Raw genomic sequence first — 24567 nt, forward strand, 5'->3', positions numbered from 1 at the left:
CAGACTGAACGGTACTGAACTGAACCATACTAAACTGAATAATGAATTAAAAACAGCCAACTGAGCTTTCGACTGCCAGTTAAGCCCTAAGGTTTTAGTCCTAAAAAAGGCCATATATCTGCATATATGGCCTTTTTTACTTATTAGTGCTTTTAAATTAATACTGTCGAATGTATTTTATTTTATGAGCGTCTTTAGATTTAATAGTTTTAGGCTTAATTAATAGTAGCGACACTGATTGTTAGGGATTTGTGAGGTATGCTTATGGATATTAAGCAGAATACCCACCATCATCAAACTTACAAGCATCGAGGAGCCACCATAACTAAAGAACGGTAGGGTTAAGCCTTTGGTCGGCATCAAGCCCATGTTCATTCCTGCGTTAATAATGGTCTGACCAATAAAGATAACTGCAAAACCGAAAGCGGTATAACTCAATCGCATTTGTCGATTTTTTAAGGCTATATAGCTAATACGCATTGCACTGATGATTATTAACGCTTCTAGTATTAAAACGGTTAACACCCCGATCAGCCCCAATTCTTCTGCAGTAATGGCCAGTAAAAAGTCAGTATGCGCTTCAGGCAAATGCGCCAGTTTTTGTACACTCTCTCCATAGCCTACCCCAGTCACTTCACCGCGACCGAAAGCAATTAGACTTCGTGCCAACTGATAGTCAGAACCTTGGATATCATCGAAAGGGTCCCAGAAAGAGGTGGCACGGGTCATTCGGTATTCTTGGAACATAACTGCATAAGCAGCACCAATACAGCCCGCAATTAACAAGAATACTGACTGACTCCAAGGAGCACCGGCCACAAAGAAGATGGCTAAAATAACCCCAATAATGATTACCAAAGAACCAAAGTCAGGCTGGGATAAAAACAGGCCTACTAATACTGTGACCAATAGTCCCATACGGAAGATACCGCCATAGCCTTGACGCACTTCATTACCACGACGCACCACATAGTCGGCAGTGAACATCACCATCACTAGTTTAGCCAGCTCAGCAACTTGGAAATTAAAAGAACCAATCTCAATCCAACGTTTAGAGCCGTTAATTGCATCGCCAAAAAGCAAAGTAGCTATTAGTAATAAGATAACCATCATCAAGGCTGACGCTAAAGACAGCATATCGTACATCCAAAGCAGCCGTATTTTATAGGCCATAAACCCAGCCACTAGCCCCATACTCATATACATCAATTGATGCTTAAAAAAGTACAACTGATCCATGTCATGCATATTGGCGAAGGGAATAGAGGCCGATGCAACCATAACAAGGCTCAGTACCATTAAGCAGCTTACACTGGCCAGCAGTACACTCCCTGCCGATGGCATGGAAAATATGCCGGTATTATTAATCTTACGTTTGGAGAGAGCATTCGAGGTGTAACCGGATGCATTAGCAGTATTTTTTGCCATAGGGTATCAACTGTACTTAAAACTATGTGTTAGTAAATCGGATGATTGACTTCCTCCCCTCGCTAAACCGAGGGGATTCCTACCGCTAGACGGTCAAGCCCGACCGCAAGGATGTTCTTAGCAGCATTGATATCTCTATCATGCCATGTGCCACACTCAGCACATCTCCATCCTCTTATTCCAAGATCTGCTCTACCTTTCGGACTACTGTCACTTATTTTAAGGCAGTACGAGCAGGTCTGGGTAGTGTAACTCTCATTTATCATCTCAAACTGACAACCTGCATACTTGCATTTATATTCCAGTTGTCGTTTAAGTTCAAACCATCCTGCATCATATGTCGATTTAGCTAGCTTGTTTTTTTTATTGGTAAATGAGCGTGATTTAACATCACCGACCACAATTAAGGCATTATCCTTAACTAATTGGGTGGTGAACTTATGAATTAAGTCTAATCTTGTGTTTTTGATTTTGGAATGGATTGCTTTAACACGTTTTTTATTGTTAGCACGTTGAGCGACAGCAAGCTTTTTAGCCCATTTTTGAGTCTGCTTAATAGTGAGTTTATCACCCATTGATGTGGTGGCAGCTTCTTTTAAGCCCAAATCAATTCCAACGCTGCCCTTACCACTTACTTGCTTAGGAAAGTCTTTAAAGGTAATACACGCATACCAACGATTACGACTATCTTGTACTATCTCAAGCGTGTTAATTTGATACAAAGACAGGTTGTAGCTATCAAATACGTCTATGACGAGTTCCTGACCTTTAGATAGCGATAGCTGTATGGTTGATTTAAGTGCTTTTTTACCCCTTTGTCTTGTGCTTAGGTGTTTTATGGCTGATTTCTTAAAAGGTATCCACCCAAGTGATTTACGTTTGGCATCAGGACGATTGGTACGCCAGTTAAGTTTGGCTTTTTTAAATTGTTTACGTGATTTAGATTGAGTCTCATTGATAGCCTGTAAGGTCTGACTGTGTAATCCTAAATACTCACCGCTACCTTTGGTATAATGGTTTAAATCATAAGCACTAAAAAACTTACCAGTACGTTTTAGATGCTCAAAACTTAACGCATTAACATAGTTCCACACGAAGTTCACTGAACCGCTTAGCTGATTCAGCTCTTTTATGTGTTTGTCTTTGATGCGTAGTTTGAGTGTTTTCATATGTTTAGTATGGCGAGGTTAATTTTAACTTACAACCCTTTAACTGCTTCTTACGACAGTGTATGTCGCCTTATATCCACACCCTGAAGTGGGTGGTTTTACGGCGACTGGTGATAAAAAACAGACTATTCGATGAATAAAAATGACCAACGAAAACAGTCGGTCAAATTAAGATTTCAAAGCGTCTACCAACTGACAGAAATGCTCGCCACGCTCATTATAGCTACTGTACTGATCTAAGCTGGCACAAGCAGGTGACAGCAATACTGCGCCCACTTGAGACAAACTGCTACCTAGTAGAGACTGTGCTTTGTCCATGGCTTGATCTAGCGTCTGATAATGATACATATCTACTTCATCACTTAGATTAGCCTGCTGTAAATGCTCAGAGATTAGCTTAGCATCTTCACCAATCAATAATACTTGACTGACATACTTGTTGACGAGAGGCACAAGTTCACCAAAGTTTTGCCCCTTACCTTGTCCGCCTAATATCAGCATTAACTTGGTTTTGCCATGACTATTACTGCTATATACTGAGCCTAAGCCTAAGATAGCTGCTTGGGTTGAGCCTACATTGGTGCCTTTGGAATCATTAAAATAATCTATTCCCGCCACATTATCCACAAATTGACAGCGGTGTGGCAGTCCAGAAAAGTCTTGTAACGTTTGCAGCATGCTCTCAAGAGGAATGCCCGCCAGTTCACCCAAAGCTAGGGCAGCTAATGCATTGACTAAGTTGTGCTTACCTTTGACTTTTAATTGATCTGCTGCCAGTAACTTTTGTGTGCCTTTTGCCAGATAAAGGCTGCCATCCCCTTCAGTGATTATCCCATATTCCCCCAAGTCCGGTGCATTAGAGCCGATACTGATGCGGGGGGTGTTGTCGGCGATTAACGGCCGTGATAGAGCATCATCACGATTGACCACGACCGACTGGGCCCCTTGGAAAATACGGTGTTTGGCTTGATGATAGCCAAGCATATCACCATGACGGTCTAAATGATCAGGCGACATATTGAGCACAGTGGCAACTTTGGCACCTAGATTGGTCACTGTCTCCAATTGGAAACTGGATAATTCTAAAACCGCCAACGTCATGTTATCGCCCAACTGCTCGTCATCTAGCAAGCTTAAAGCGGGCACCCCGATGTTACCGCCAACGCCGACACTGATGCCGGCATCTTTGGCCATTTGGCCCACTAAGGTAGTGACTGTGCTCTTTGCATTCGAGCCTGTTATTGCCACAATAGGGGCGGTACAAGCGTCTTTGAACAACTGAATATCACTGACAATGGCAATACCTGCTTGTTTGGCTTGAGCAACTGCTGGCGTATTGAGCGCCACTCCTGGGCTAATAATAATACGCTGTGCTTGTAATAAAAGCTCAGCATCGATACCGCCAAACACTCTAATTTCAATATTTTTATCTAACTGCTCTGCCAATTTCGGTGCCGCATTACCATCTGTGACTGCCACACTATAGCCACGTTTTGCCAGATAATTGGCCGTCGCTAATCCAGACTGTCCCAGTCCAATAACCACTTGCAGTCCACTGCCCTTTTGAATCAGATCACTGCGGCTTTTCTCAGTTAGAATATTAGGCTGATAATGGCCGACACTTGAGTCGTCTTGGCTATTAGAGTTGGCAATTGGTTGAATATTGTCTTTTGATTTATAAGAGGTGGTATCTACCGAAGGGGTAATTTGACGACTAACGATTGGGTCAGTACTCATGGTCTGTCCTTGTTTCTATATTGTGCTATGATGCACCCATTTTTGTAGAAATATGTGGTCAATATTAGGTTGTCCACTGTATAAAATGCCTTAATTGCATTTTGCCCTTATCTCTACCGTGTAAATTAATGTTAAAATAGCGCACTAAGTCATCGCTGGGAATGTAGGCTGCTTATTCTACCATGAGCCCAGCATCAATGAACTGAATTTACTTACGTTTATGTTGCTATATCACTATTTTTTAATAGGCGTTAAACCCCTTAATTCAGAAGCGTTATCCCATATTGATATTTGTTAATAAATATTATTCCACTATATAGCACCACTTTTGTGATGTGAATGTTTTATGACCTTATTTTTGCTGATTGACATACGCTTTATTGATCGTATGACTAAGATAGCCTACCTCAAATTTTGGTAACGTTATTTTAGAGCTTTTGGCGTCTCATTTAACATGGCTATCGTCATAAAATAAAACCCAACAAATAATCGACCCAAAACTTATGATAGTGCCTTCATTAAATACGATACAAGACGAATGGTTTTCAAATGTACGCGGTGACGTGCTTTCAGGACTGGTAGTTGCTCTAGCTCTTATCCCAGAAGCGATTGCCTTTTCAATTATTGCCGGTGTTGACCCCAAAGTAGGTTTATATGCCTCATTTTGTATTGCCGTTGTCATCAGCTTTGTAGGAGGTCGCCCTGGAATGATATCGGCGGCCACAGGCGCTATGGCATTGGTCATGGTCACTTTGGTTGCAGACCATGGTTTACAATACCTATTGGCAGCCACGCTGCTTTGTGGGGTGATTCAGTTCGTCATGGGCGTGTTTAAACTTGGCAACCTGATGCGCTTTGTGTCACGTTCTGTGGTCATTGGCTTTGTAAATGCTTTGGCCATTTTGATTTTTATGGCTCAGCTTCCTGAACTAAACCCTGCCACTGAGAGAGTCACCATTTCAGTTTATATCATGACAGCCGCTGGCCTTGCCATCATTTATGGCTTTCCACATTTCCCTAAAATTGGCAAAATCATTCCCTCTCCGCTTATTTGCATTGTGGGTTTGACCGCGGTTGCTTTATATATGGGCATCGACATTCGCAATGTGGGCGACATGGGTGAGTTACCCGATACTCTACCTATGTTCTTATTGCCTAATATCCCGTTAACCCTAGACACCTTATTGATTATCGCGCCTTATTCACTGGCACTAGCGGTAGTTGGCCTGCTTGAGTCTATGATGACCGCTACTATTGTCGATGATTTGACCGATACTCCTAGTGATAAAAACCGTGAGTGTCGCGGCCAGGGTGTGGCCAATGTGGTGTCAGGCTTCTTCGGTGGTATGGCAGGCTGTGCCATGATTGGTCAATCAGTGATCAATGTCAAATCAGGGGGCCGTACACGCCTTTCGACGCTTATCGCTGGGGTGGTACTGCTCATAATGGTAGTATTCTTAAGTGATTGGGTCAGCCAGATTCCGATGGCCGCCCTAGTTGCTGTTATGATTATGGTGTCTATCGGGACTTTTAACTGGGAATCGATACGTGAGTTTAAGACCCATCCCATGTCGTTCAACGTGGTTATGTTGGCTACTGTCATCACCACGGTGTTCACTCATAATCTAGCGTATGGCGTATTGGTCGGTGTGTTGCTGTCATCCTTATTCTTTGCCAATAAGATTGGTCAGTTCTTAAGCGTCGTTAGTGAGCTTGATGATGACAATAATACCCGTTACTACTATGTTCAAGGTCAGGTTTTTTTCAGCTCTACCACTCAGTTTTTAAATAGTTTTGATACCAAAGAAGCGCTAGATAAAGTAGTCATTGACGTTAGCCAAGCTCACTTTTGGGATGTCACTGCCGTCGATACTTTAGATAAATTAGTTATCCGTTTTCAACGCGAAGGGAGTGATGTTAAAGTAGTAGGTCTAAACAGTGCCAGTCGCACTATTATTGATAAATTCTCGATCCACGACCGTCATGATATCGGTTTGATTGATTAGTTAATAGCTTAACTTAGGCCAAATGCTTTTAATCCCGCTCTGGCATTGCCGAGTGGGATTTTTAATTTACGTTATATGTGTTTTTTGCGATATGTTATAAATGTATGTTCCGATTTGAGTGATTCATATGAGTAATTTAAGACCTGATAGTGTCATTGCCTGCCTTGACTGCCCCAACCATTTACAAGCTGTGCTTGATGCTAGCCTATGGGCTGCTAAAAACTTGCAGACACCCGTTGGCCTATTACATGCTGCGCCTACTATCCAACATAAAGAAGCCATGGATTATTCAGGCTGCTTAGTAGCTGATGATGGCAGTCACTTATTGAACCAGTTGACTTTAGAAGAAAAAGACAGCAATGGTAAACTGCGTGACCAAGGCCGTTTATTACTGAAACAAGCACACAACTACTGCGAACAAAATCAGGGACGCTACAAACATCAGATTTATTATTTGCATCGCCATGCTTCTATTGCTGAAAGCCTAGATTATGTCGATGAATCGGCACAATTGGTGGTTATTGGCCATCAAGTGACCTGCAAAGACACTTTGTCTCATCTAATTCGTGCCAGCCGCTGCCCTGCCCTAGTAACCCATGATACGTTTAAAGCGCCAAAAACCGCTCTCTTTGGCTTTGATAATCGGCCTACGTGTCATGCTTTGCTAGACTGGCTATGTAGCACCTCACTGGTCAGAAACTTGAATCTGCATGTGGTGATGGTTGGAGAACAAACCGAACGCAATAAAGAGGCGCTTCGTGAGGCTTATGCGCGCTTGACGCAGTCAGGTATTAGTTGCAAAAAGGCACTAATTGAAGGCCGTGATGTGACTGCAGCCTTAATGTTTTATCAGCAACACCACTACCTAGAAATGCTGATTACTGGGGCATTTGGAGAATCTCGCTTACATGAATTATTGCATGGCAGCAATACCCGTAAGCTGCTAAAGGCGAGCCGCACACCTTATTTACTTTATCCCAAAATATAGTAGCTTCCAAAATACAGCTAGTCAGTAGAGTCCTATTAGAAGTAACACATTGACCTCCTCCCCTCGCTAAACCGAGGGGATTCCTACAGCTAGACGGTCAAGCCCGACCGCAAGGATGTTCTTAGCGGCATTGATATCTCTATCATGCCATGTGCCACACTCAGCACACCTCCATCCTCTTATTCCGAGATCTGCTCTACCTTTCGGACTACTATCACTTATTTTAAGGCAGCACGAGCAGGTCTAGGTAGTGTAACTTTCATTTACTATCTCAAGCTGACAACCTGCATACTTGCATTTATATTCCAGTTGTCGTTTAAGTTCAAACCATCCTGCATCATATGTCGATTTAGCTAGGTTGGTTTTTTTATTGGTAAATGAGCGTGATTTAACATCACCGACCACAATTAAGGCATTATCCTTAACTAATTGGGTGGTGAACTTATGAATTAAGTCTAATCTTGTGTTTTTGATTTTGGAATGGATTGCTTTAACACGTTTTTTATTGTTAGCACGTTGAGCGACAGCAAGCTTTTTAGCCCATTTTTGAGTCTGCTTAATAGTGAGTTTATCACCCATTGATGTGGTGGCAGCTTCTTTTAAGCCCAAATCAATTCCAACGCTGCCCTTACCACTTACTTGCTTAGGAAAGTCTTTAAAGGTAATACACGCATACCAACGATTACGACTATCTTGTACTATCTCAAGCGTGTTAATTTGATACAAAGACAGGTTGTAGCTATCAAATACGTCTATGACGAGTTCCTGACCTTTAGATAGCGATAGCTGTATGGTTGATTTAAGTGCTTTTTTACCCCTTTGTCTTGTGCTTAGGTGTTTTATGGCTGATTTCTTAAAAGGTATCCACCCAAGTGATTTACGTTTGGCATCAGGACGATTGGTACGCCAGTTAAGTTTGGCTTTTTTAAATTGTTTACGTGATTTAGATTGAGTCTCATTGATAGCCTGTAAGGTCTGACTGTGTAATCCTAAATACTCACCGCTACCTTTGGTATAATGGTTTAAATCATAAGCACTAAAAAACTTACCAGTACGTTTTAGATGCTCAAAACTTAACGCATTAACATAGTTCCACACGAAGTTCACTGAACCGCTTAGCTGATTCAGCTCTTTTATGTGTTTGTCTTTGATGCGTAGTTTGAGTGTTTTCATATGTTTAGTATGGCGAGGTTAATTTTAACTTACAACCCTTTAACTGCTTCTTACGACAGTGTATGTCGCCTTATATCCACACCCTGAAGTGGGTGGTTTTACGGCGACTGGTGATAAAAAGGTGAACCTCTTTAAGGGGCTTACCTTTTTATTTAGACCCTACCAAGCAACTAGACATGCACATCCATGCGGCTCATGTTCTCATTAATAAGTACAATATTCTAAAAGCTAAAGAGTATGAAAAACTTACCATTTAAACACTACCCTTCTTCTATAGCTCATATTAAGTACTCTATTTTTACTAGTTATTAAAGCTTGTTGAACATAACCGAATTGGGCTAAAGCCCCCTCTGATAATGTCTCTCCACAACGGTCACAAATTACTAACCAATGGCTAACCCTCACTAGTTAAACTTAGTTATAATAATTCGATTATTGCTTGATATGGTGCATGCTTTATTGGTGCACTATAGGTTAATACGCACTAATTTGATGCATTTTTAGCCCTAAAAGCGTCCTCCCCCTTCGTTTTTGGTTGGCACAATTCTTGAAACTATGACATCAAAGAAGATAACTAAATTGTCGTATTAACAAGCAGTTTATAGCAAACAATCATACTCAAACATTATCAAAGTCATTAATAAGGATCTCCTATGAAATTGATTACCGCTGTATTAAAACCTTTTAAGTTAGATGATGTGCGTGAAGCCTTATCTGAAATTGGTGTGAAAGGCGTCACAGTTACTGAAGTAAAAGGTTTTGGACGTCAAAAGGGTCATACTGAACTGTATCGCGGTGCAGAATATGTGGTGGACTTTTTACCTAAAGTCAAAGTAGAAGTGGCTGTCACTGATGAAATGGTAGAGCCTGCTATTGAAGCCATTACTCGTATCGCAAGCACAGGCAAAATTGGTGATGGTAAAATCTTTATCTCCCCACTTGAGCAAGTTATTCGTATCCGTACCGGCGAAACGGGTCCTGACGCTATTTAAGCTGTAGGTATCACAGCGCTCATTTAAGCTTTTTAAGATCAAGAACTTAAATCGCTAATAAAGATGACATTAAGCCACTATCCGATCGCATTCCAAGGGGGAATCATCATGGAAAACCAAATCTTTGAACTACAGTACGCTCTCGATACCTTTTATTTCTTAATCTGTGGCGCTTTAGTCATGTGGATGGCAGCCGGCTTTGCTATGCTTGAAGCTGGACTGGTCCGCTCCAAAAACACCACCGAAATATTAACCAAAAACGTAGGATTATTTGCGATAGCCTGTACCATGTATATGATTTGTGGCTATCACTTTATGTATGGTGGTGGTTGGTTCCTAAGCGGTATTGCTGGCGGTGAAACACTAGTGGAAGACGCCTTGACTGCTTCCGCAGAAAATGGCTTTGACGGTAATTCTGTTTATTCTCAGGCCTCAGACTTTTTCTTCCAAGTGGTATTCGTTGCCACCTGTATGTCTATCGTTTCAGGGGCAGTCGCTGAACGCATGAAGCTGTGGGTATTCTTCGCCTTTGCTGTAGTAATGACTGGCTTTATCTATCCTATGGAAGGTAGCTGGACTTGGGGCGGTAATCCTGTGCCCTTCATTGGTGAACTTAACTTTAGTGATTTTGCAGGCTCTGGTATTGTGCATTTAGCCGGTGCTTCTGCAGCATTAGCAGGGGTATTGTTATTGGGCGCCCGTAAAGGTAAATATGGTAAAAATGGTGAAATCCGTGCTATTCCAGGGGCCAATTTACCTTTGGCAACCTTAGGAACCTTGATTTTATGGATGGGCTGGTTTGGTTTCAACGGAGGTTCGGTTCTAAAATTAGGCGATATCGCAAGTGCCAACTCTGTGGCCATAGTGTTCTTAAACACTAATGCTGCTGCTGCCGGTGGTGCCATAGGTGCCTTACTTTTGGCCCGTATTATCTTTGGTAAAGCCGATTTAACCATGCTGTTAAACGGTGCATTGGCCGGTCTGGTAGCGATTACCGCAGGTCCAGATACGCCAACGCCTCTATTAGCCACTGTGTTTGGTCTTATTGCTGGCGTGCTAGTAGTCTGCTCAATTCTAGCTTTAGATAAAATGAAAATTGATGATCCAGTCGGTGCTATCTCAGTTCATGGTGTGGTTGGTTTATTTGGTCTGCTAATTGTGCCTATCACCAATCCTGAAACCACTTTTTTAGGTCAATTAGGTGGTGCGGCAGTCATCTTTGTCTGGGTATTTGGGTGTAGTCTGATTGTTTGGAGTATCTTGAAAGCCGTGGTTGGCATCCGTATCTCAGAAGAAGATGAATACGAGGGCGCTGATTTGTCAGAGTGTGGTCAAGAAGCTTACCCTGAATTTGTTAACTAATTTCCAATAATCGATCGTCAAGTATTTTATAAGTTGAAAGGGAGCCTTTCCAGGCTCCTTTTTTTATGCTTAATATTATGCTTAACTTTATTACTGGTTCTACACTTAATTAAGTGTTAAATCCTATCTTATTTCAAGAAACACTACGCCTTAACCCACCGTACGATACGTTCTTCTAACTCTTCTTCGCTAACCAACAGCTCACTAACACAGCGTCCCGCCACACCGATACCCGCAGCACGCATACCTTGCTGAGTAGCCACCGCATCTTTGGTAATCAATAAGTGCCATTTCGGTAACGGCTTGCCTAAATACAGACGTTTATAAGCGCAATTCTCAGGCAGCCACATCATGTCACCAAGCTTGTCATAAGTCAGCGATACACATTCAGGCACAAATTGCTTACGGTTGGCATAATCTGAACAGTAGCCTGTATTGCAATCCAAAAGTTTGCAGGCCACATCGGTGTATTCTACTTCATAAGGCTCATAAGGTTCATCGAGAAACTTCTCTAGACAGCAGGCCCCGCAGCCATCACACAGAGCTTCCCACTCCGGCATGCTAAGCTCGTCTAACGAATATTTTTGCCAAAATTCTGGTCTTAATATGGGTTTTGGCTGTTTGATACCGCTCATTGTAACTCCTTCTCACTCCTTATCAGAGTGACCTTAGACAAACCTCATTTGGCATAACGCTTATTCGGCATAAAGACAAATAACTAAATTTACGCTTATATCTGAATCTTTAGCACTGTCGCAAATGCGGATTATGTATGAAGCCTCTGGAATTGCATAAAGCCAGCCGGACAGCAAATAAACGTCAGACAGCTAGTAAATAAAAGAGAGTCAGTTGCTCTAATTTATGCCTTTGCAGCACTTCATTACATAATAAACAGCAGACTAATGGATTCAGACCCTAGAATCAATACAAAGCCGAGGGCTTTGAGTAAAACTTGTTCACATTTCTTAAATCGAAACATTGACTTATCTTTGTTATGTTAAAAGACGTAATGACCAGTAATAACTAAGAGTTGGTTGGAGCGGATAAAAAGTTAACTGACAAGTAAAAGTTTTATAAACTGCTGACCGTTTATCAATAAGCCAACTCACTAAATAAACTAATAAAAACAACATTTAAAGGATATTAATAATGAGTATTAAAACTTACGAAATTCAAACCACTGCCGATTATGGTATGGAGTTAATTAGCTATGTGGCTCTACCAGAAGAAGCAACGAATGAAAACTCAGTACCTGGTATTTTGGTAGCACCAGAATGGTGGGGTGTGGTTGAACATCCTAAAAAAGTTGCTGAGCGCTTGGCTGAGGCAGGCTTCGCTGCAGTCACTATGGATGTATATGGCGAGGGTAAACTAACCACTGATGCCGCACAGGCCAATGAATGGATGACCCAGATGCTAAACGATCAAGACAAGTTAATGGGTCGTTGCCGTGCTATTTTGAATGACTTCGCTGATCAGCTACCCGTTGATGGCAATCGTTTGGGCGTAGTAGGTTTCTGCTTTGGTGGTAAGATTGCACTGGATATGGCTCGTGAAGGCATGCCAGTAAAAGCGGTTGCCACATTCCATGGTAACCCTACTCCAAAACAGCCCGCTGAAAAAGGTAAATTTACAGCCGACGTTCTAGTAGCACATGGTCGTGATGATAGCATGGTCTCTATGGATGCCGTTGATGACCTTAAGAAAGAACTTGATAATGCAGATGTGACCTATACTGTTGATGTTTATGACAATGCCAAACACGGTTTTACCAACCCACATGCCGACAAACGTGCGGCAGACAATGGGGTCGACCTAGGCTATAACGAGAAAGCAGCCACTGAAAGCTGGAACAAAATGATTGAATTCATGCGTGAGAAGCTATAACAATTAACTAGCACAAACTAGAACTCTCGCTATTTGATTTTTTGAAAGACGTCTCCCTAACTGGTGAGGCGTCTTTTTTATGACCTAAATAATTTTGTATTAGCCACAGTTCATATTTTTACTAGACCCTTTTTAATCAACAGTTTATTACAAAATACGACACCCCTATTGGGCATATATTGTTTAAATTAATATAAGCGGGTGTGCCTGTTATTTAAGTCCTATTAATCAACCCTAGCGTCTGTTCTTCAGCTATCTGTTCTTCAACTAAATATTATTTAGGTCGATAGCTAAAACTATATACACTTTCAAGATAAACCGTTCAGGCAGTGACGGCTTGTGTTTTTAAGGCAATAGCGTCATTATCACATTAATTCTATAAAATGCGGTGACAGGGATGTTGTTTTTGTTCGTTTGTTTAATCGTGGCCGTTGTTATAATGGTTTACGTTAATAAGAAGTTTGCTGATTTAAATAAAAAAATCTTAGTCTTACAAGATGAATTGCAACGTGTCTCTGAACAAGTCGCCATCAATCAACAGGCGCCTAATAATGCTGCCTTGGATAAAACCACTTTAGATAAAACTGTCTTAACTGAGGACGTTAAAAACGCTTTAGATAAAATCGTATTTAACGAAACTGACACAGCCTTTACTAACACGGCCCCTATTGATGTAAGTAGCCATAGTGTTAATCAAACACCTGATAATTCTGGCCATCTAGTAACTGACAACTTCATCCAACAAACATCTGGTAACTCAGGCCACTCACCATCTGACGATAAAACACTGGCTGACAAACCTCTTAATAAAAAGTCTATTAAAGATAGACTTACGGGCAGACGTTTGTCTTCTCATAAGCCATCAGAACCTGATGAGCAGTCTACTGCGATTGTCACCTCGGTACTGCAGTCATTAAGAAATTGGTTTTTTGGGGGCAATTTGGTGGTTCGCGTCGGTGCCATTATTTTATTAATGGGCGTGGTGTTACTGCTACGACTCTTAAGTGACTATGTCGAAGTCTCTATCGAAGTGAAGTTAATAGCGATTGGCGCTATTGGGCTTGGGTTAGCAGGTTTGGGCTTAAAACTTGTCAAAAATAGATTCACCTATGGCATGACCCTTCAAGGTGCAGGGTTAGCAATTACGTATCTCACTGCGTTTTTTGCGTATCAGGTCTATGATGCCTTATCCAGTTTTCCCAGCTTTGTCCTTTTAGGGTCTTTGTCCGCTGTAACCGTAATACTTGCTGTGCGTCAAAACGCCTTCCCCCTTGCCTTACTCGCCTTCTCAGGTGCCTTTTTGGCCCCAATATTGTCCCATACTGAGACCGGCAGTTTGACCACTTTATTCAGTTATTATTTATTGCTCAATGTGGCCATTGCCGTTATCGCGCATTACCGCACTTGGAAGGTGTTGAATTTATTGGCGGCTACGGTAACTTTTGGCTTTGCTTATTATTTGGGACTAGTAGACACGGTTAATAGTGCCAATGACTTTGATTCACAGCGCTGGTCGCTAGTGACCTTAGTGACCTTACATTGGTTGCTGTATGTGTTTGTGGTCATTCGCTATGCCCAGCAGCTTCTTAAGTACAACGAGCATTTGGCTCATGATGCTTTAAGCCGCGATTCAGTAAATAAGCTCAAGACTGACGCACAGCCTGTCCCTGATAACTCTCGTTTATTTGACACGTTGCGAACCTATAAAGACAGTAACACTGCTTTTATTATCCCAATTGACGTCAGCCTAATGTTTGGCGTGCCCTTATTGGCATTTGGTTTATTAAGTACGTTACTTAGCGATATTGATAATGCACTGACTATAGCCAGTGCGCTGATGTCTGCCACTTATTTAGGGTTGGGATCATTTTTCGTTATTAAGGATAAACGTAACCGCAATCAGAATCACTATACGCCATTGATTGAGGGCATGATGGCATTAGGATTTGGCTTCTTTGCGCTGATGATTGCAATCGCTTTCGATGCGCAATGGGCAGCGTGTGGTTGGTCTATTCAAGGATTGGCGCTGGTTTGGTTTGGGCGACATTCGCTACGAGCTTGGACAGTGCTGTTGGGGATATTATTACAATTCTTCGGTGTGGCGAGTCTGCTATCACTGTTTAACAATACGTTTGGTTATTCCGATCCAGTTCCAATAAGCAACTTATCGCTTAGCATATCTGCCATTTGTAGCATGGCCTCGTTATTTATCTTGCGTTATGAAAACAGTCCGACTCAGCCTAGTCGAGTTAATTCATCAAAAGAACAGCAGTTACTCGCCAGCATGAACGTCAAAAATCCTGTTTTTAAGATGATATGGTCAAATCCTATTCTGATAAGCCTGTTGTGTTTCATTGGCATGTTTTGGGGGTTAGTTGTCACCGGTATCATAATTAACGACTACTTTGATTCAGTCTTTAGCAACTTTGTGGAGCTTACTGCCTTTACCCTATTGTTAAACGCCATCTTGTATTTAGTGATAGACCGTTACCGTGAATGGAGTGATGTTCGTGCTTTAAACCATGCATTAATATCACTTTTTTATCTGTGTTTTGCCTCAACCATTTTTGTGAATTTTGAGTTTTACACAGACAGCACGAGGCTAAACTGGCCAATATTTATTATTTCGGCGTTAGGCTGGCTTGTGATTGGTCAATTATGGCTTAAACGTTGGCAAGAGACTCAGCAATCTACTATCTATGATCCTATTGTTTGGTTAATGACCGGCATTCTTCTGATAGCTCAGCTAAGCTATTATTTATTGCCAGACTCAGACGGGGTAATAACCGTGCTTATTACCGGCACTAGTCTGATATCGCTAACCTATCTAGGCCTAAAGCAAAAACTCAAAACTCCTTCATGGTTTGAGTGGCAAACGGCTTTATTAGGCTGTGCCCTGTTATGTATTCCAGTATCAGTTGTCTGGGCTATTTATAGTAACTGGACGTTTGAGGGAATTGTCTGGGGAGTGCCTTATCTGCCTTTGTTAAACTTATACGACCTTTCTCTACTTACTATATTGGCTTATCTGGTAGGGACTGATTATTTGAGTTCAGGACGGAAGTATAAGCTGATAGAAGATAACAATCTCTTATTAAAGGTCGCAGGTCTTTTAGGCTTTTGGATATTATCCAGTTTATTAATTCGAGGCTTACATACTTATGTAGGGACACCGCTATGGTATCAAGGGGCTTGGTTCAATGAACAAGTGCAAACGGCTCTGACTATCTTTTGGACCTTAACTGCTCTAGTCGCTACCATCATCTCTAGCCGATATCACAAGCGCTTTTGGTGGTTCATGGGCATAGGCTTATTGGGTATCGTGGTCTTGAAGCTGGTATTGGTTGATCTGTCTCAGACCGATGCGATATGGAGAGTGGTGTCTTTCCTAGGTGCGGGCAGCTTGATACTGCTTATTGGCTACCTTGCCCCTCTACCTCCAGAACACACTGAAAAGAAGAGGGCTGAGCCTTTTAATTAAAGGCTCGGTGAGTTCGAAAAAGATAGGTTATTTTATAGAAAAGGTAGGACAATTCGTCAGCTAGCGGTGTCACCCTTTCATCCTGAAAACCCACCAAAGTTCAGAATAGTGTAAACTTAGGCCAATGAGTTCATTTAGACGATAAAGGCAATTTTAGTAATGATACAGACTCCAAGTATTCAGTGGTTCCCGGGCCATATGAACAAAGCTCGTAATGAAATTAAAGAAATCATGCCTGAGATGGATGTGGTTATCGAAGTCATCGATGCCCGCATACCGTTTAGTAGTGAAAATCCAATGGTGGCTGACTTACGTAACAACAAACATGGTGGCCAAAAACCAGTTATTAAAATCTTGAATAAAGCAGATTTGGCCGATCCAGAGATGACTGCAGCGTGGATTGATCACTTAGAGCAGCAAAGCCAAGTAAAAGCCATCGCCTGTGATGATAACAAAGCTAATGATGTGCAAAAAATCATCCAGCTTTGTAAAAACCTAGTACCGAATAAAGTGGGCACCGGTCGTCAGATTAAAGTGTTGATTATAGGCATTCCGAACGTTGGTAAATCAACGTTAATCAATACGTTGGCAGGTCGTAGTATTGCTAAAACAGGCGACGAGCCAGCCGTAACTAAGTCACAACAGCTGATTAAAATTGACAACGATATCATGCTGTATGATACCCCAGGTATGCTGTGGCCAAAGATTGAAAACCCGAACTCTGGGTTTCGTTTAGCGGCAACAGGAGGTATTAAAGACACCGCTTTTGATTTTTCAGACGTGGCAGGCTATACCGCTGAGTATCTGATCAAAGCCTACCCTGAACTGCTAAAAGCACGTTATAAAATTGATGAGTTGCCGCAGACCGATTGGGAATTCTTCGAGGTGGCCGGACGCAATCGCGGTTTCCTTAAAAAAGGTGGCGTGGTCGATACCTACCGTATGTCGGAGATTTTAATTAATGAGCTACGTAGTGGCCAATTGGGCCGTATTACTTTAGAAACGCCAGCAATGCGTGAAGAAGAAGACAAGCTGGTAGAAGCCTTACGTGCTCAAGCCGAAGAGAAGCGACTGGCTAGAATTGAAGAGAAAAAACTACGTAAGAGACGGGCTCGTAAAAACCGCAAGTAAACCTATTTTGAAAACCATTCATTGGGCTGCCTGAGACTTAGCGTTTAATATCTATTTAAACTGAGTGGACTGGCAGCCCTATTGCCAAACTCAACCTCTTAATATCTCTAATACTGCGAAATAAAGGAACCTAATTGCCAACACTGTTCAATCATACCGACGCTGAACTCGACAGCTTTGCCCCACGTATTCTAAATTGGTTCGATGATTACGGCCGCCATGACCTACCTTGGCAACAGCACAAAACCGACACCCCAAACCCTTATATCGTTTGGCTCTCAGAGGTTATGCTACAGCAAACCCAAGTCACTACCGTTATCCCTTATTTCAAACGCTTTATGACCTCATTTCCGACGGTGCAGGACTTAGCCAATGCCGAATGGGATACTGTTGCCGAACATTGGGCTGGACTCGGCTACTATGCCCGTGCCCGCAACTTATACAAAGGCGCCAAACAGCTGGTCGAGATTATCGAAAAGACGGGCGACTTTCCGCAAACTGTAGAGGATTGGGAAGCCATATCAGGCGTTGGTCAGTCAACAGCTGGGGCTATTGTCGCTATGGGCTTACACAGCTACGGAGTGATTTGCGATGGTAATGTTAAACGAGTGATTACTCGTTGGGCAGGCAATGAAGGCGATATCACCAAGTCAGCAACTACCAAAGAATTGTGGGCATTGGCAGAACGCTTAACCCCTATTGAGGATAGTGGCCACTTCGCCCAAGCCATGATGGATATGGGCGCTACCCTATGCACCCGTCGCAATCCTAACTGTGAACAATGTCCTATTAGCGATGACTGTATTGCCCATGCCCAAGGGCGTGAAATGGATTACCCGGTTAAAGCCAAAAAGAAGCCAAAGCCCAGTAAGTTTAGTAATGCCTTGGTAATTACTAATGCCCGCAACGAGATACTATGGTTACAACGCCCTGATAGCGGCATCTGGGGTGGGCTTTGGGTATTGCCCTTACAGTTTGAACAAAAAACATTAGGCAAAGATGTGGTGTCAACTTCAGAGCAAGATTCGACTTACGAGACCGAAAATACGGTTTCTGAACAGATTGTCGATAAATGGCTTGCTAATAATAATTTAGAAGCTACTTCGATTAGCGATGACTTGTTTAACTCCTCCCCTATTAAACATACTTTGACTCATTTCCATTGGTACCTACAACCGCAAAAGCTGGCTTTAAATGATGAACAATCACAGCAATTAACTGAGTTACTGAAGAAGGCAGAGATCAACTTAATGTGGCTAGGAGCTACAGAGGCGGAAGCCACTCTTGGCTTACCAAAGGCAATGCTTAAAGTGTTGGAAGTTGTGGCTTAGTTTCTAATAAATGATCTATGGCGTTAACAATAGAGACTTAAAACAAGACTAAAACAGCCGTCTAAAATTCACGAATTTACGGTATCCTCTTTATGCCCCATCGACTTTATGGCTATTTATTGATAAAGTGCTTTAACACCATCTTTATAAAATACCGTTAATGGTTTGATTTTCAACAACTTCTATGTGCGAGACCCCTGCTTATGTTCCAGACCCGTAAACTCACTACCGATAATAAAAATAAACTAACCCTGCTAAAAAGCGTCTTAACCTTAGGGCCAGCGATTGTGCTCGCCAGCTGTGCCAGTCAAGCACCCGTACAGCAAGTGCCTATAAGTAAGCCTTCGCCAGTAATTATCGTTAAGCCAAAACCAGTGCCAGCCCCACAGCCTAAGCCTACACCACAGCCAAAAGACACCTATAGCAGTTTCTCTGAGTGGAAATCTGACTTCACCACACGTGCCATGAGCCAAGGCTACAGCGCCTATGATGTGAGCCGTATTTTAGATTCTGCTCAATTAAACAGTCAGGTTATCTCTCTGGACTCAAACCAAGCTGAATTTGTGAAAATGCCTTGGGATTATGCGGATTCTGCAGTCTCTGGTGGTCGCGTAAGCAGCGGTCAAAGTAAATTCAATGATCAACGCTCGCTATTGGCACGCCTTGAATCACAGTATGGGGTGAATGCTGAGATTATCACCGCTATTTGGGGTATGGAGTCTTCTTATGGCGCGGTCACTGGTAACAGCTACATTCCAAGCTCATTGGCGACTTTGGCCTATGAAGGTCGTCGCCGTGCGTGGGCTGAAGATCAGCTTTTGGCCTTGATTAAGCTTATCCAACATGGTGATATCTATCCTTCACAGCTAAATGGCTCATGGGCAGGTGGTATGGGACACACGCAATTTATCCCAGGCACTTGGCTAGACTATGGGGTAGATGGTGATAATGATGGCCGTCGTAGCCCTTGGGTAACGGCTGATGCGTTGTCATCCACTGCCAACTACCTAAGCAAGTCAGGCTGGGTACGTGGGTTATCGCCTTTTTATGAAGTGAGTTTACCGGCTAACTTTGACTATGGCTTACTGGGTCAGAAACTTCCAGGTTCAAGCTGGCGCGCGATGGGTATTAGCCCTATTGATGGCGCTTATCTAGAGGCAGGTACCCCATTTGAGATGTGGTTACCGGCTGGTAAAGATGGTCCTGCGCTGCTGTTGAGCCCTAACTTTGATGTGATTAAGGTGTATAACAACTCCTCAAACTATGCGCTAGGGGTCAGTTTATTAGGTCGTGGCATTATTGGCCAACCCGGTATTCAAAAATCATGGCCACGCTATGAAAAACCGCTTACTAGCTCTCAAGTTCGTAACTTACAACAACGTTTGACCAGTGCTGGTTATGATACCAAAGGCGTTGATGGCATTATGGGCACCAACACCCGTAACGCTTTTGCCCGTTGGCAAGCTGCTAACGGTCAGACACCAGATGGCTTTGTCACTTTAAACAGTGCCTCCTCTTTAATCTGGTAAGCGTTAGATTTTTCTAGACAGCTTAATTCAAAAAAGCCGTTCATTGACTCAATGAACGGCTTTTTTAATTTTTCCAATAAACGAAGAATCAGGTTAACGGTTTATTAATTTAACGAATATTAACCACGTAAACGCATTAAGCCTTCTTGTTGTACCGTGGCCACTAGATTACCATTTTGCCAAAACTGGCCGTGGTTAAGACCTTTTGAATGTGAAGTGGTATCACTCCACATGTCGTACAATAGCCAATCATTGATATCAAAAGGACGATGAAAATGCATCGAATGATCGATACTGGCCGCTTGTAAACCTTTGGTCATAAAGCTAATGCCATGTGACATAAGCCCCGTGCCTACCAGATAATAGTCAGATGAGAAAGCCAATAACGCTTGTTGTATTGCCATAGGCTGCTCACCAAGCTCACGAATACGCAACCAGTTGGCTTGCTTAGGAACCATAGGCTCAGGATAAACAGGGTCACGTGGTTTTACCGGCTTAATTTCGACATGACGAGGACGCATAAAACGTTCACGTAAAGGCTCTGGCACGCTTCCCACATGATGCTCTTTTAGCGATTGCTCAGACTCCAAATCTTCTGGTGGCGGATAGGCTGGCATCTCTTCTTGATAATCAAGTCCGCCTTCCATCGGTGAAAAAGAAGCAATCATCGAAAACACCACTTGCTCTATCTGATTGCCTTCTTGGTCCTCTTTATATTGAAGTGCAGTCACTTGTCGCGCCGAAAGACTACGCCCATCACGCAAATGCTCTACTTTATAAATAACTGGCTGGTTAATATTACCGCCCCGCAAAAAATAACCATGTAAAGAATGACAGGGTTTGTCCTCTTCTAAAGTATGAGCGGCTGCCATAATCGCTTGTGCCAATACTTGACCGCCAAAGATACGTTTTCCAACATAGTCATAACTCTCTCCACGAAACACATCAGGAGACACTTCAGTCAACTGAACCGTATCTAATAATTGATCAACAAGCTGTTTATAATCAGGCATTTATATCTCCAACAACCTTTAAATAGTCGTAAACCCAAGCCACGAGCAACACCTCATGTGTGTTGTTACCCGTTAAATATTATACATATTAACTTAGAGCAAATGATAATACTTATCATACTGTTTTGATTTGCCTTACTCTCTCAAAAACAGACCACCACACAGTCATATTAATTATCGCAATCATCGTAAATTTATGCGCAATACGTCAAAAATATTTAGTGTTTATGACTCAGTACAGGGCTAACAGAGACCTGCTATTTATTATGCTGTGGGCTTTGGGCCTTGTCCGTTAAATTGATTTTGAATAAAGAGCATCAAAACAGTCAATGCACTATAATAAGGGATATGCTCGATATTTTCAGCGAACAACTGTATTACTTTATTGTATTTTATGGCAATATAGCCCTATCATTGTTAATAGGTTTGACGAATACTTATGCTACCCTCACGCTTAATGCACTCTTTGAAGACGCGCCTTAAAAAGCAGCGCCAAGCTCAAAAGAGGACTAAAAATACTCACTCAAACGCTCAGCGTCCTGATTCCAGCTTGCAGGAACATGCTGCTCAAGCCAGTTCCGCTATTTCACGTTCTGGACGAACTGTGAATCAGCTATATCGTAAGCTTTCTGGAAAAACGTTAGATTTAGCAGTAAAGCCAAAAGTATTGGGCGATTTGCCAACGATTAACACAGAGGATGACGCTCTCACTTTCTACGTGCTGCGTGAGTATTCTCGCTCCAATAGTATTTTAGTCGACTTACAAACTAAAGAGCATGGTTTTCCGCCTGCTTTAGTCGGGGTCCAAGACCGTACCCATAATATTGATGAAAATGCGGCCATAATTTTCTTAAACCATCCTGACGCTAATGGACGCAAACTGTCTCCTAGACTGGCCAGACTGGTAACCGCTTGCCGTCAAAATCCAGCGCCTAAAATTAATCTGGTACCAGTCTCCATTTTATGGGGCCGTGCGCCAGACAATGAAGACTCGTTATTTAAGCTATTAATGGCAGACAACTGGGAAGACCCCTCTATTACCAAGCAGCTATTCAATATTGGTATGATGGGCCGTGATACCTTTGTACAATTTCACCCTCCCCAATCTTTACATGATTTAATTGATTCATTTTCGTTTCCAAACAATGAAGATTCTGTAGGCTCTGATGTCATTGCAGACTCGCTTTTTGATGAGAAAAGCTTACAAGACAGTCAACTAACTCCTGATGAAAAAGAGCTACTTCTTCAAGCCAAACGTAATGTAGAAACTGAAACCTTATCAACATCTACCGCACTGGTTACCGCCTCAGAGGCCAACTTTAGCTTAACTTTATTGGTACAACATAAGTTAAATGCTTATCTTGATAGCCAACGTCAAAGTATGATTGGTCCTGACTTGTCAGACAGACGTAATTTGGTGGATAAGCTTATCAGCTCACCTGCCATTACTTATGCTTGCCAGCAAGAAGCAGAAGAGTCAAATATTAGTATTACTGAAGCCAGAAAATTAGCCCGCGGCTATGCCGATGAGATTGTGAATGACTATAGCTATTCGGTCATCCGTTTTTTCTATAAATTTTTGGATTGGTTATGGACGCAGCTTTACGATGGTGTGGAAGTGCATCACTTTGAACGTGTTCGCAATCTTGCTACCACCCATGAGCTCATTTATGTGCCTTGCCACCGTAGCCATGTCGACTATCTTCTACTGGCCTATATCATCTTTGAGAAAGGTCTGAGTCTGCCGTATGTCGCTGCTGGTAATAACTTAGATGTTCCGGTGATTGGTCCTCTATTACGCCGTGCGGTTGCCTTCTATATCCGCCGCAGCTTTAAAGAGAACAATTTGTACAAAGCTGTGTTACGCGAATACTTGCATACGCTGATACAACGTAATACCCCTATCGAGTACTTTATCGAAGGCGGTCGTTCTCGTTCAGGACGTTTATTACCTCCTAAGCTTGGTATGTTATCGATGACGGTACACAGTCACCTGCGTGGCTCTAATAAACCGTTAGCCTTTATTCCAACCTATATCGGCTATGAGCGCATTATGGAAGGCGGGACTTATATTGGTGAGCTAAAAGGTAAGCCAAAAGAGTCAGAGTCACTACTCGGTCTTTTAAAAGTTAGCCGTAAGATTGAGCGTATCTTCGGCCACGTTCACCTAAGCTTTGGTACACCACTACACATGGAAGACTTCATGGAGAAGTTTGGGGTCGAGCCAAACAGTTTACCTCCAAATCGTACCGACACACCGCTTGATAGTAAAACTAAGGCTATGGTGGATAACCTTAGCGTTAAAATCATGCAAAACATCAACAAGGCGGCAGTCGTTAACCCGATTGCCCTGCTGTCTTTGGTACTATTGTCTACGCCTAAAGCTGCCCTTGATGAAGACAGTTGCCGTGAGCAGCTCGCGTTATATCAAAGAATCGCCAATGGGTCACCCTATTCTGATGAGACCATCATCACTGATATGTCGCCTCAATCTATCATCGACTATGCCATCAAACTGAAACTGGTAGAGCGTACACCTCATATTCTAGGTGACATGATTAAAGTACTGCCAAAGCAAATGGCTATTTTGAGCTACTTTAGAAATAACATTTTGCATGTGTTCATCATGTCCTCTTTCCTATGTGCATTGGTGTATAGAAATGGTCGCATTCAGCGCAAGCACTTAGACAGTATCGTCAGCCAGCTGTATCCTTTCTTACAAAGTGAGCTGTTCTTATATCGCGCTGCCCGTAACCTCCCGAGTATGATTGATGAGAAGTTAAACAACTTAATTGAGCAAGGCGTTTTGGTCGACTTAGGTGAAGGCGTACTTGGTACACCAGAGAAAAATACCGAGCTATATCAGCAACTAGATATGTTGGCTGCTCCTGTATCACAAAGTCTTGAGCGCTACTTTATGACGTTAGCACTATTGGCCCAACAAGGTTCAGGTAACTTAACGGCAGAAGAAGTGGTCGACTTATGTCATTTATTAGGTCAGCGTTTGTCTGTTTTATACGCAGATGATATTCCTGACTTCTTCGACCGTGCTTTGTTTACTAGCTTCTTAAATGCGTTAATTCGTCTGGACTATGTACAAAAAGATGCTGAAACTGACGTCTTGACCTTTGATGAGCGGATTAACAACATTGCCCGTCATGCCCATTACATTCTAAATCCTGACATCATGCAAATATTGCAACATGTGGCCAGTTTAGATGACGAAGAAATTAAGCATGCCATCAGTGAGATTAACAACAAAAAGATGACCAAGTTTAGCCGTAAGCGTTAATGATAAGTAAAAGTATTGGTTAAACGGTTATGATGCTTTGCATCAGTA

15 protein-coding genes and 1 pseudogene are annotated in these 24567 nt (G+C 42.3%); 10 read left to right on the plus strand and 6 right to left on the minus strand.

The window, feature by feature from the left end:
- Nucleotides 1–219: 219 nt before the first annotated feature.
- From ftsW to murD, 3 genes are all read right to left on the minus strand, one after another.
- Nucleotides 220–1428 carry a putative lipid II flippase FtsW gene (gene ftsW / locus LK453_RS03135; protein WP_007394525.1) on the minus strand — a complete coding sequence of 403 codons (1209 nt, stop codon included), beginning with the start codon at nucleotides 1426–1428 and terminating at the stop codon, nucleotides 220–222.
- Between the two features lie 62 nt (nucleotides 1429–1490).
- The gene (locus tag LK453_RS03140; RefSeq protein WP_227945191.1) at nucleotides 1491–2597 is read right to left on the minus strand and encodes an RNA-guided endonuclease InsQ/TnpB family protein; all 1107 of its coding nucleotides are present in this window, start codon (nucleotides 2595–2597) and stop codon (nucleotides 1491–1493) included.
- Nucleotides 2598–2765: 168 nt separating this feature from the next.
- Nucleotides 2766–4334 carry a UDP-N-acetylmuramoyl-L-alanine--D-glutamate ligase gene (murD, locus tag LK453_RS03145; protein WP_007394527.1) on the minus strand — a complete coding sequence of 523 codons (1569 nt, stop codon included), beginning with the start codon at nucleotides 4332–4334 and terminating at the stop codon, nucleotides 2766–2768.
- Nucleotides 4335–4837: 503 nt separating this feature from the next.
- On the opposite strand from murD, the gene LK453_RS03150 reads away from it, so the two are divergent.
- On the plus strand, nucleotides 4838–6340 hold the full coding sequence (locus LK453_RS03150; RefSeq protein ID WP_007394528.1) for a SulP family inorganic anion transporter: 1503 nt from the start codon (nucleotides 4838–4840) through the stop codon (nucleotides 6338–6340).
- Nucleotides 6341–6467: 127 nt separating this feature from the next.
- Nucleotides 6468–7328, plus strand: coding sequence for a universal stress protein (locus tag LK453_RS03155; protein WP_007394529.1), 861 nt, complete (start codon nucleotides 6468–6470; stop codon nucleotides 7326–7328).
- 66 nt (nucleotides 7329–7394) lie between these two features.
- Here LK453_RS03155 and LK453_RS03160 read toward each other — a convergent pair.
- Nucleotides 7395–8501, minus strand: a pseudogene (locus LK453_RS03160) (RNA-guided endonuclease InsQ/TnpB family protein).
- A gap of 653 nt (nucleotides 8502–9154) precedes the next feature.
- On the opposite strand from LK453_RS03160, the gene LK453_RS03165 reads away from it, so the two are divergent.
- Both LK453_RS03165 and LK453_RS03170 read left to right on the plus strand, forming a co-directional pair.
- A complete protein-coding gene (locus tag LK453_RS03165) occupies nucleotides 9155–9493 on the plus strand; it encodes a P-II family nitrogen regulator (RefSeq protein WP_007394533.1) in 339 nt (112 codons plus the stop codon).
- Between the two features lie 108 nt (nucleotides 9494–9601).
- On the plus strand, nucleotides 9602–10855 hold the full coding sequence (locus LK453_RS03170; RefSeq protein ID WP_044298002.1) for an ammonium transporter: 1254 nt from the start codon (nucleotides 9602–9604) through the stop codon (nucleotides 10853–10855).
- 143 nt (nucleotides 10856–10998) lie between these two features.
- On the opposite strand, the gene LK453_RS03175 is transcribed toward LK453_RS03170, so the two are convergent.
- The gene (locus LK453_RS03175) at nucleotides 10999–11490 is read right to left on the minus strand and encodes a YcgN family cysteine cluster protein (protein WP_201535675.1); all 492 of its coding nucleotides are present in this window, start codon (nucleotides 11488–11490) and stop codon (nucleotides 10999–11001) included.
- A 514-nt stretch (nucleotides 11491–12004) separates the two neighbouring features.
- Here LK453_RS03175 and LK453_RS03180 point away from each other — a divergent pair.
- The 5 genes from LK453_RS03180 (at nucleotide 12005) to LK453_RS03200 (ending at nucleotide 20214) form a co-directional block, all read left to right on the plus strand.
- Nucleotides 12005–12742, plus strand: a complete 738-nt coding sequence (locus LK453_RS03180; protein ID WP_201535672.1) for a dienelactone hydrolase family protein — start codon at nucleotides 12005–12007, stop codon at nucleotides 12740–12742.
- Nucleotides 12743–13139: 397 nt separating this feature from the next.
- The gene (locus tag LK453_RS03185) at nucleotides 13140–16223 is read left to right on the plus strand and encodes a DUF2339 domain-containing protein (protein ID WP_201542000.1); all 3084 of its coding nucleotides are present in this window, start codon (nucleotides 13140–13142) and stop codon (nucleotides 16221–16223) included.
- 159 nt (nucleotides 16224–16382) lie between these two features.
- The gene (gene ylqF / locus LK453_RS03190) at nucleotides 16383–17354 is read left to right on the plus strand and encodes a ribosome biogenesis GTPase YlqF (protein ID WP_201535666.1); all 972 of its coding nucleotides are present in this window, start codon (nucleotides 16383–16385) and stop codon (nucleotides 17352–17354) included.
- A gap of 134 nt (nucleotides 17355–17488) precedes the next feature.
- Nucleotides 17489–18685, plus strand: a complete 1197-nt coding sequence (gene mutY / locus LK453_RS03195; protein ID WP_201535663.1) for an A/G-specific adenine glycosylase — start codon at nucleotides 17489–17491, stop codon at nucleotides 18683–18685.
- A gap of 203 nt (nucleotides 18686–18888) precedes the next feature.
- Nucleotides 18889–20214, plus strand: a complete 1326-nt coding sequence (locus LK453_RS03200; RefSeq protein ID WP_201526394.1) for a lytic murein transglycosylase — start codon at nucleotides 18889–18891, stop codon at nucleotides 20212–20214.
- A gap of 119 nt (nucleotides 20215–20333) precedes the next feature.
- Here LK453_RS03200 and LK453_RS03205 read toward each other — a convergent pair whose 3' ends face one another.
- Entirely contained in the window at nucleotides 20334–21227 is an 894-nt protein-coding gene (locus tag LK453_RS03205; RefSeq protein WP_201526392.1) for an acyl-CoA thioesterase, read from the minus strand.
- A gap of 439 nt (nucleotides 21228–21666) precedes the next feature.
- Here LK453_RS03205 and plsB point away from each other — a divergent pair, with 439 nt between their 5' ends.
- A complete protein-coding gene (plsB, locus tag LK453_RS03210) occupies nucleotides 21667–24519 on the plus strand; it encodes a glycerol-3-phosphate 1-O-acyltransferase PlsB (RefSeq protein ID WP_227674455.1) in 2853 nt (950 codons plus the stop codon).
- Nucleotides 24520–24567: the final 48 nt, after the last annotated feature.

This window comes from Psychrobacter sanguinis (assembly GCF_020736705.1).
Lineage (GTDB): Bacteria > Pseudomonadota > Gammaproteobacteria > Pseudomonadales > Moraxellaceae > Psychrobacter > Psychrobacter sanguinis.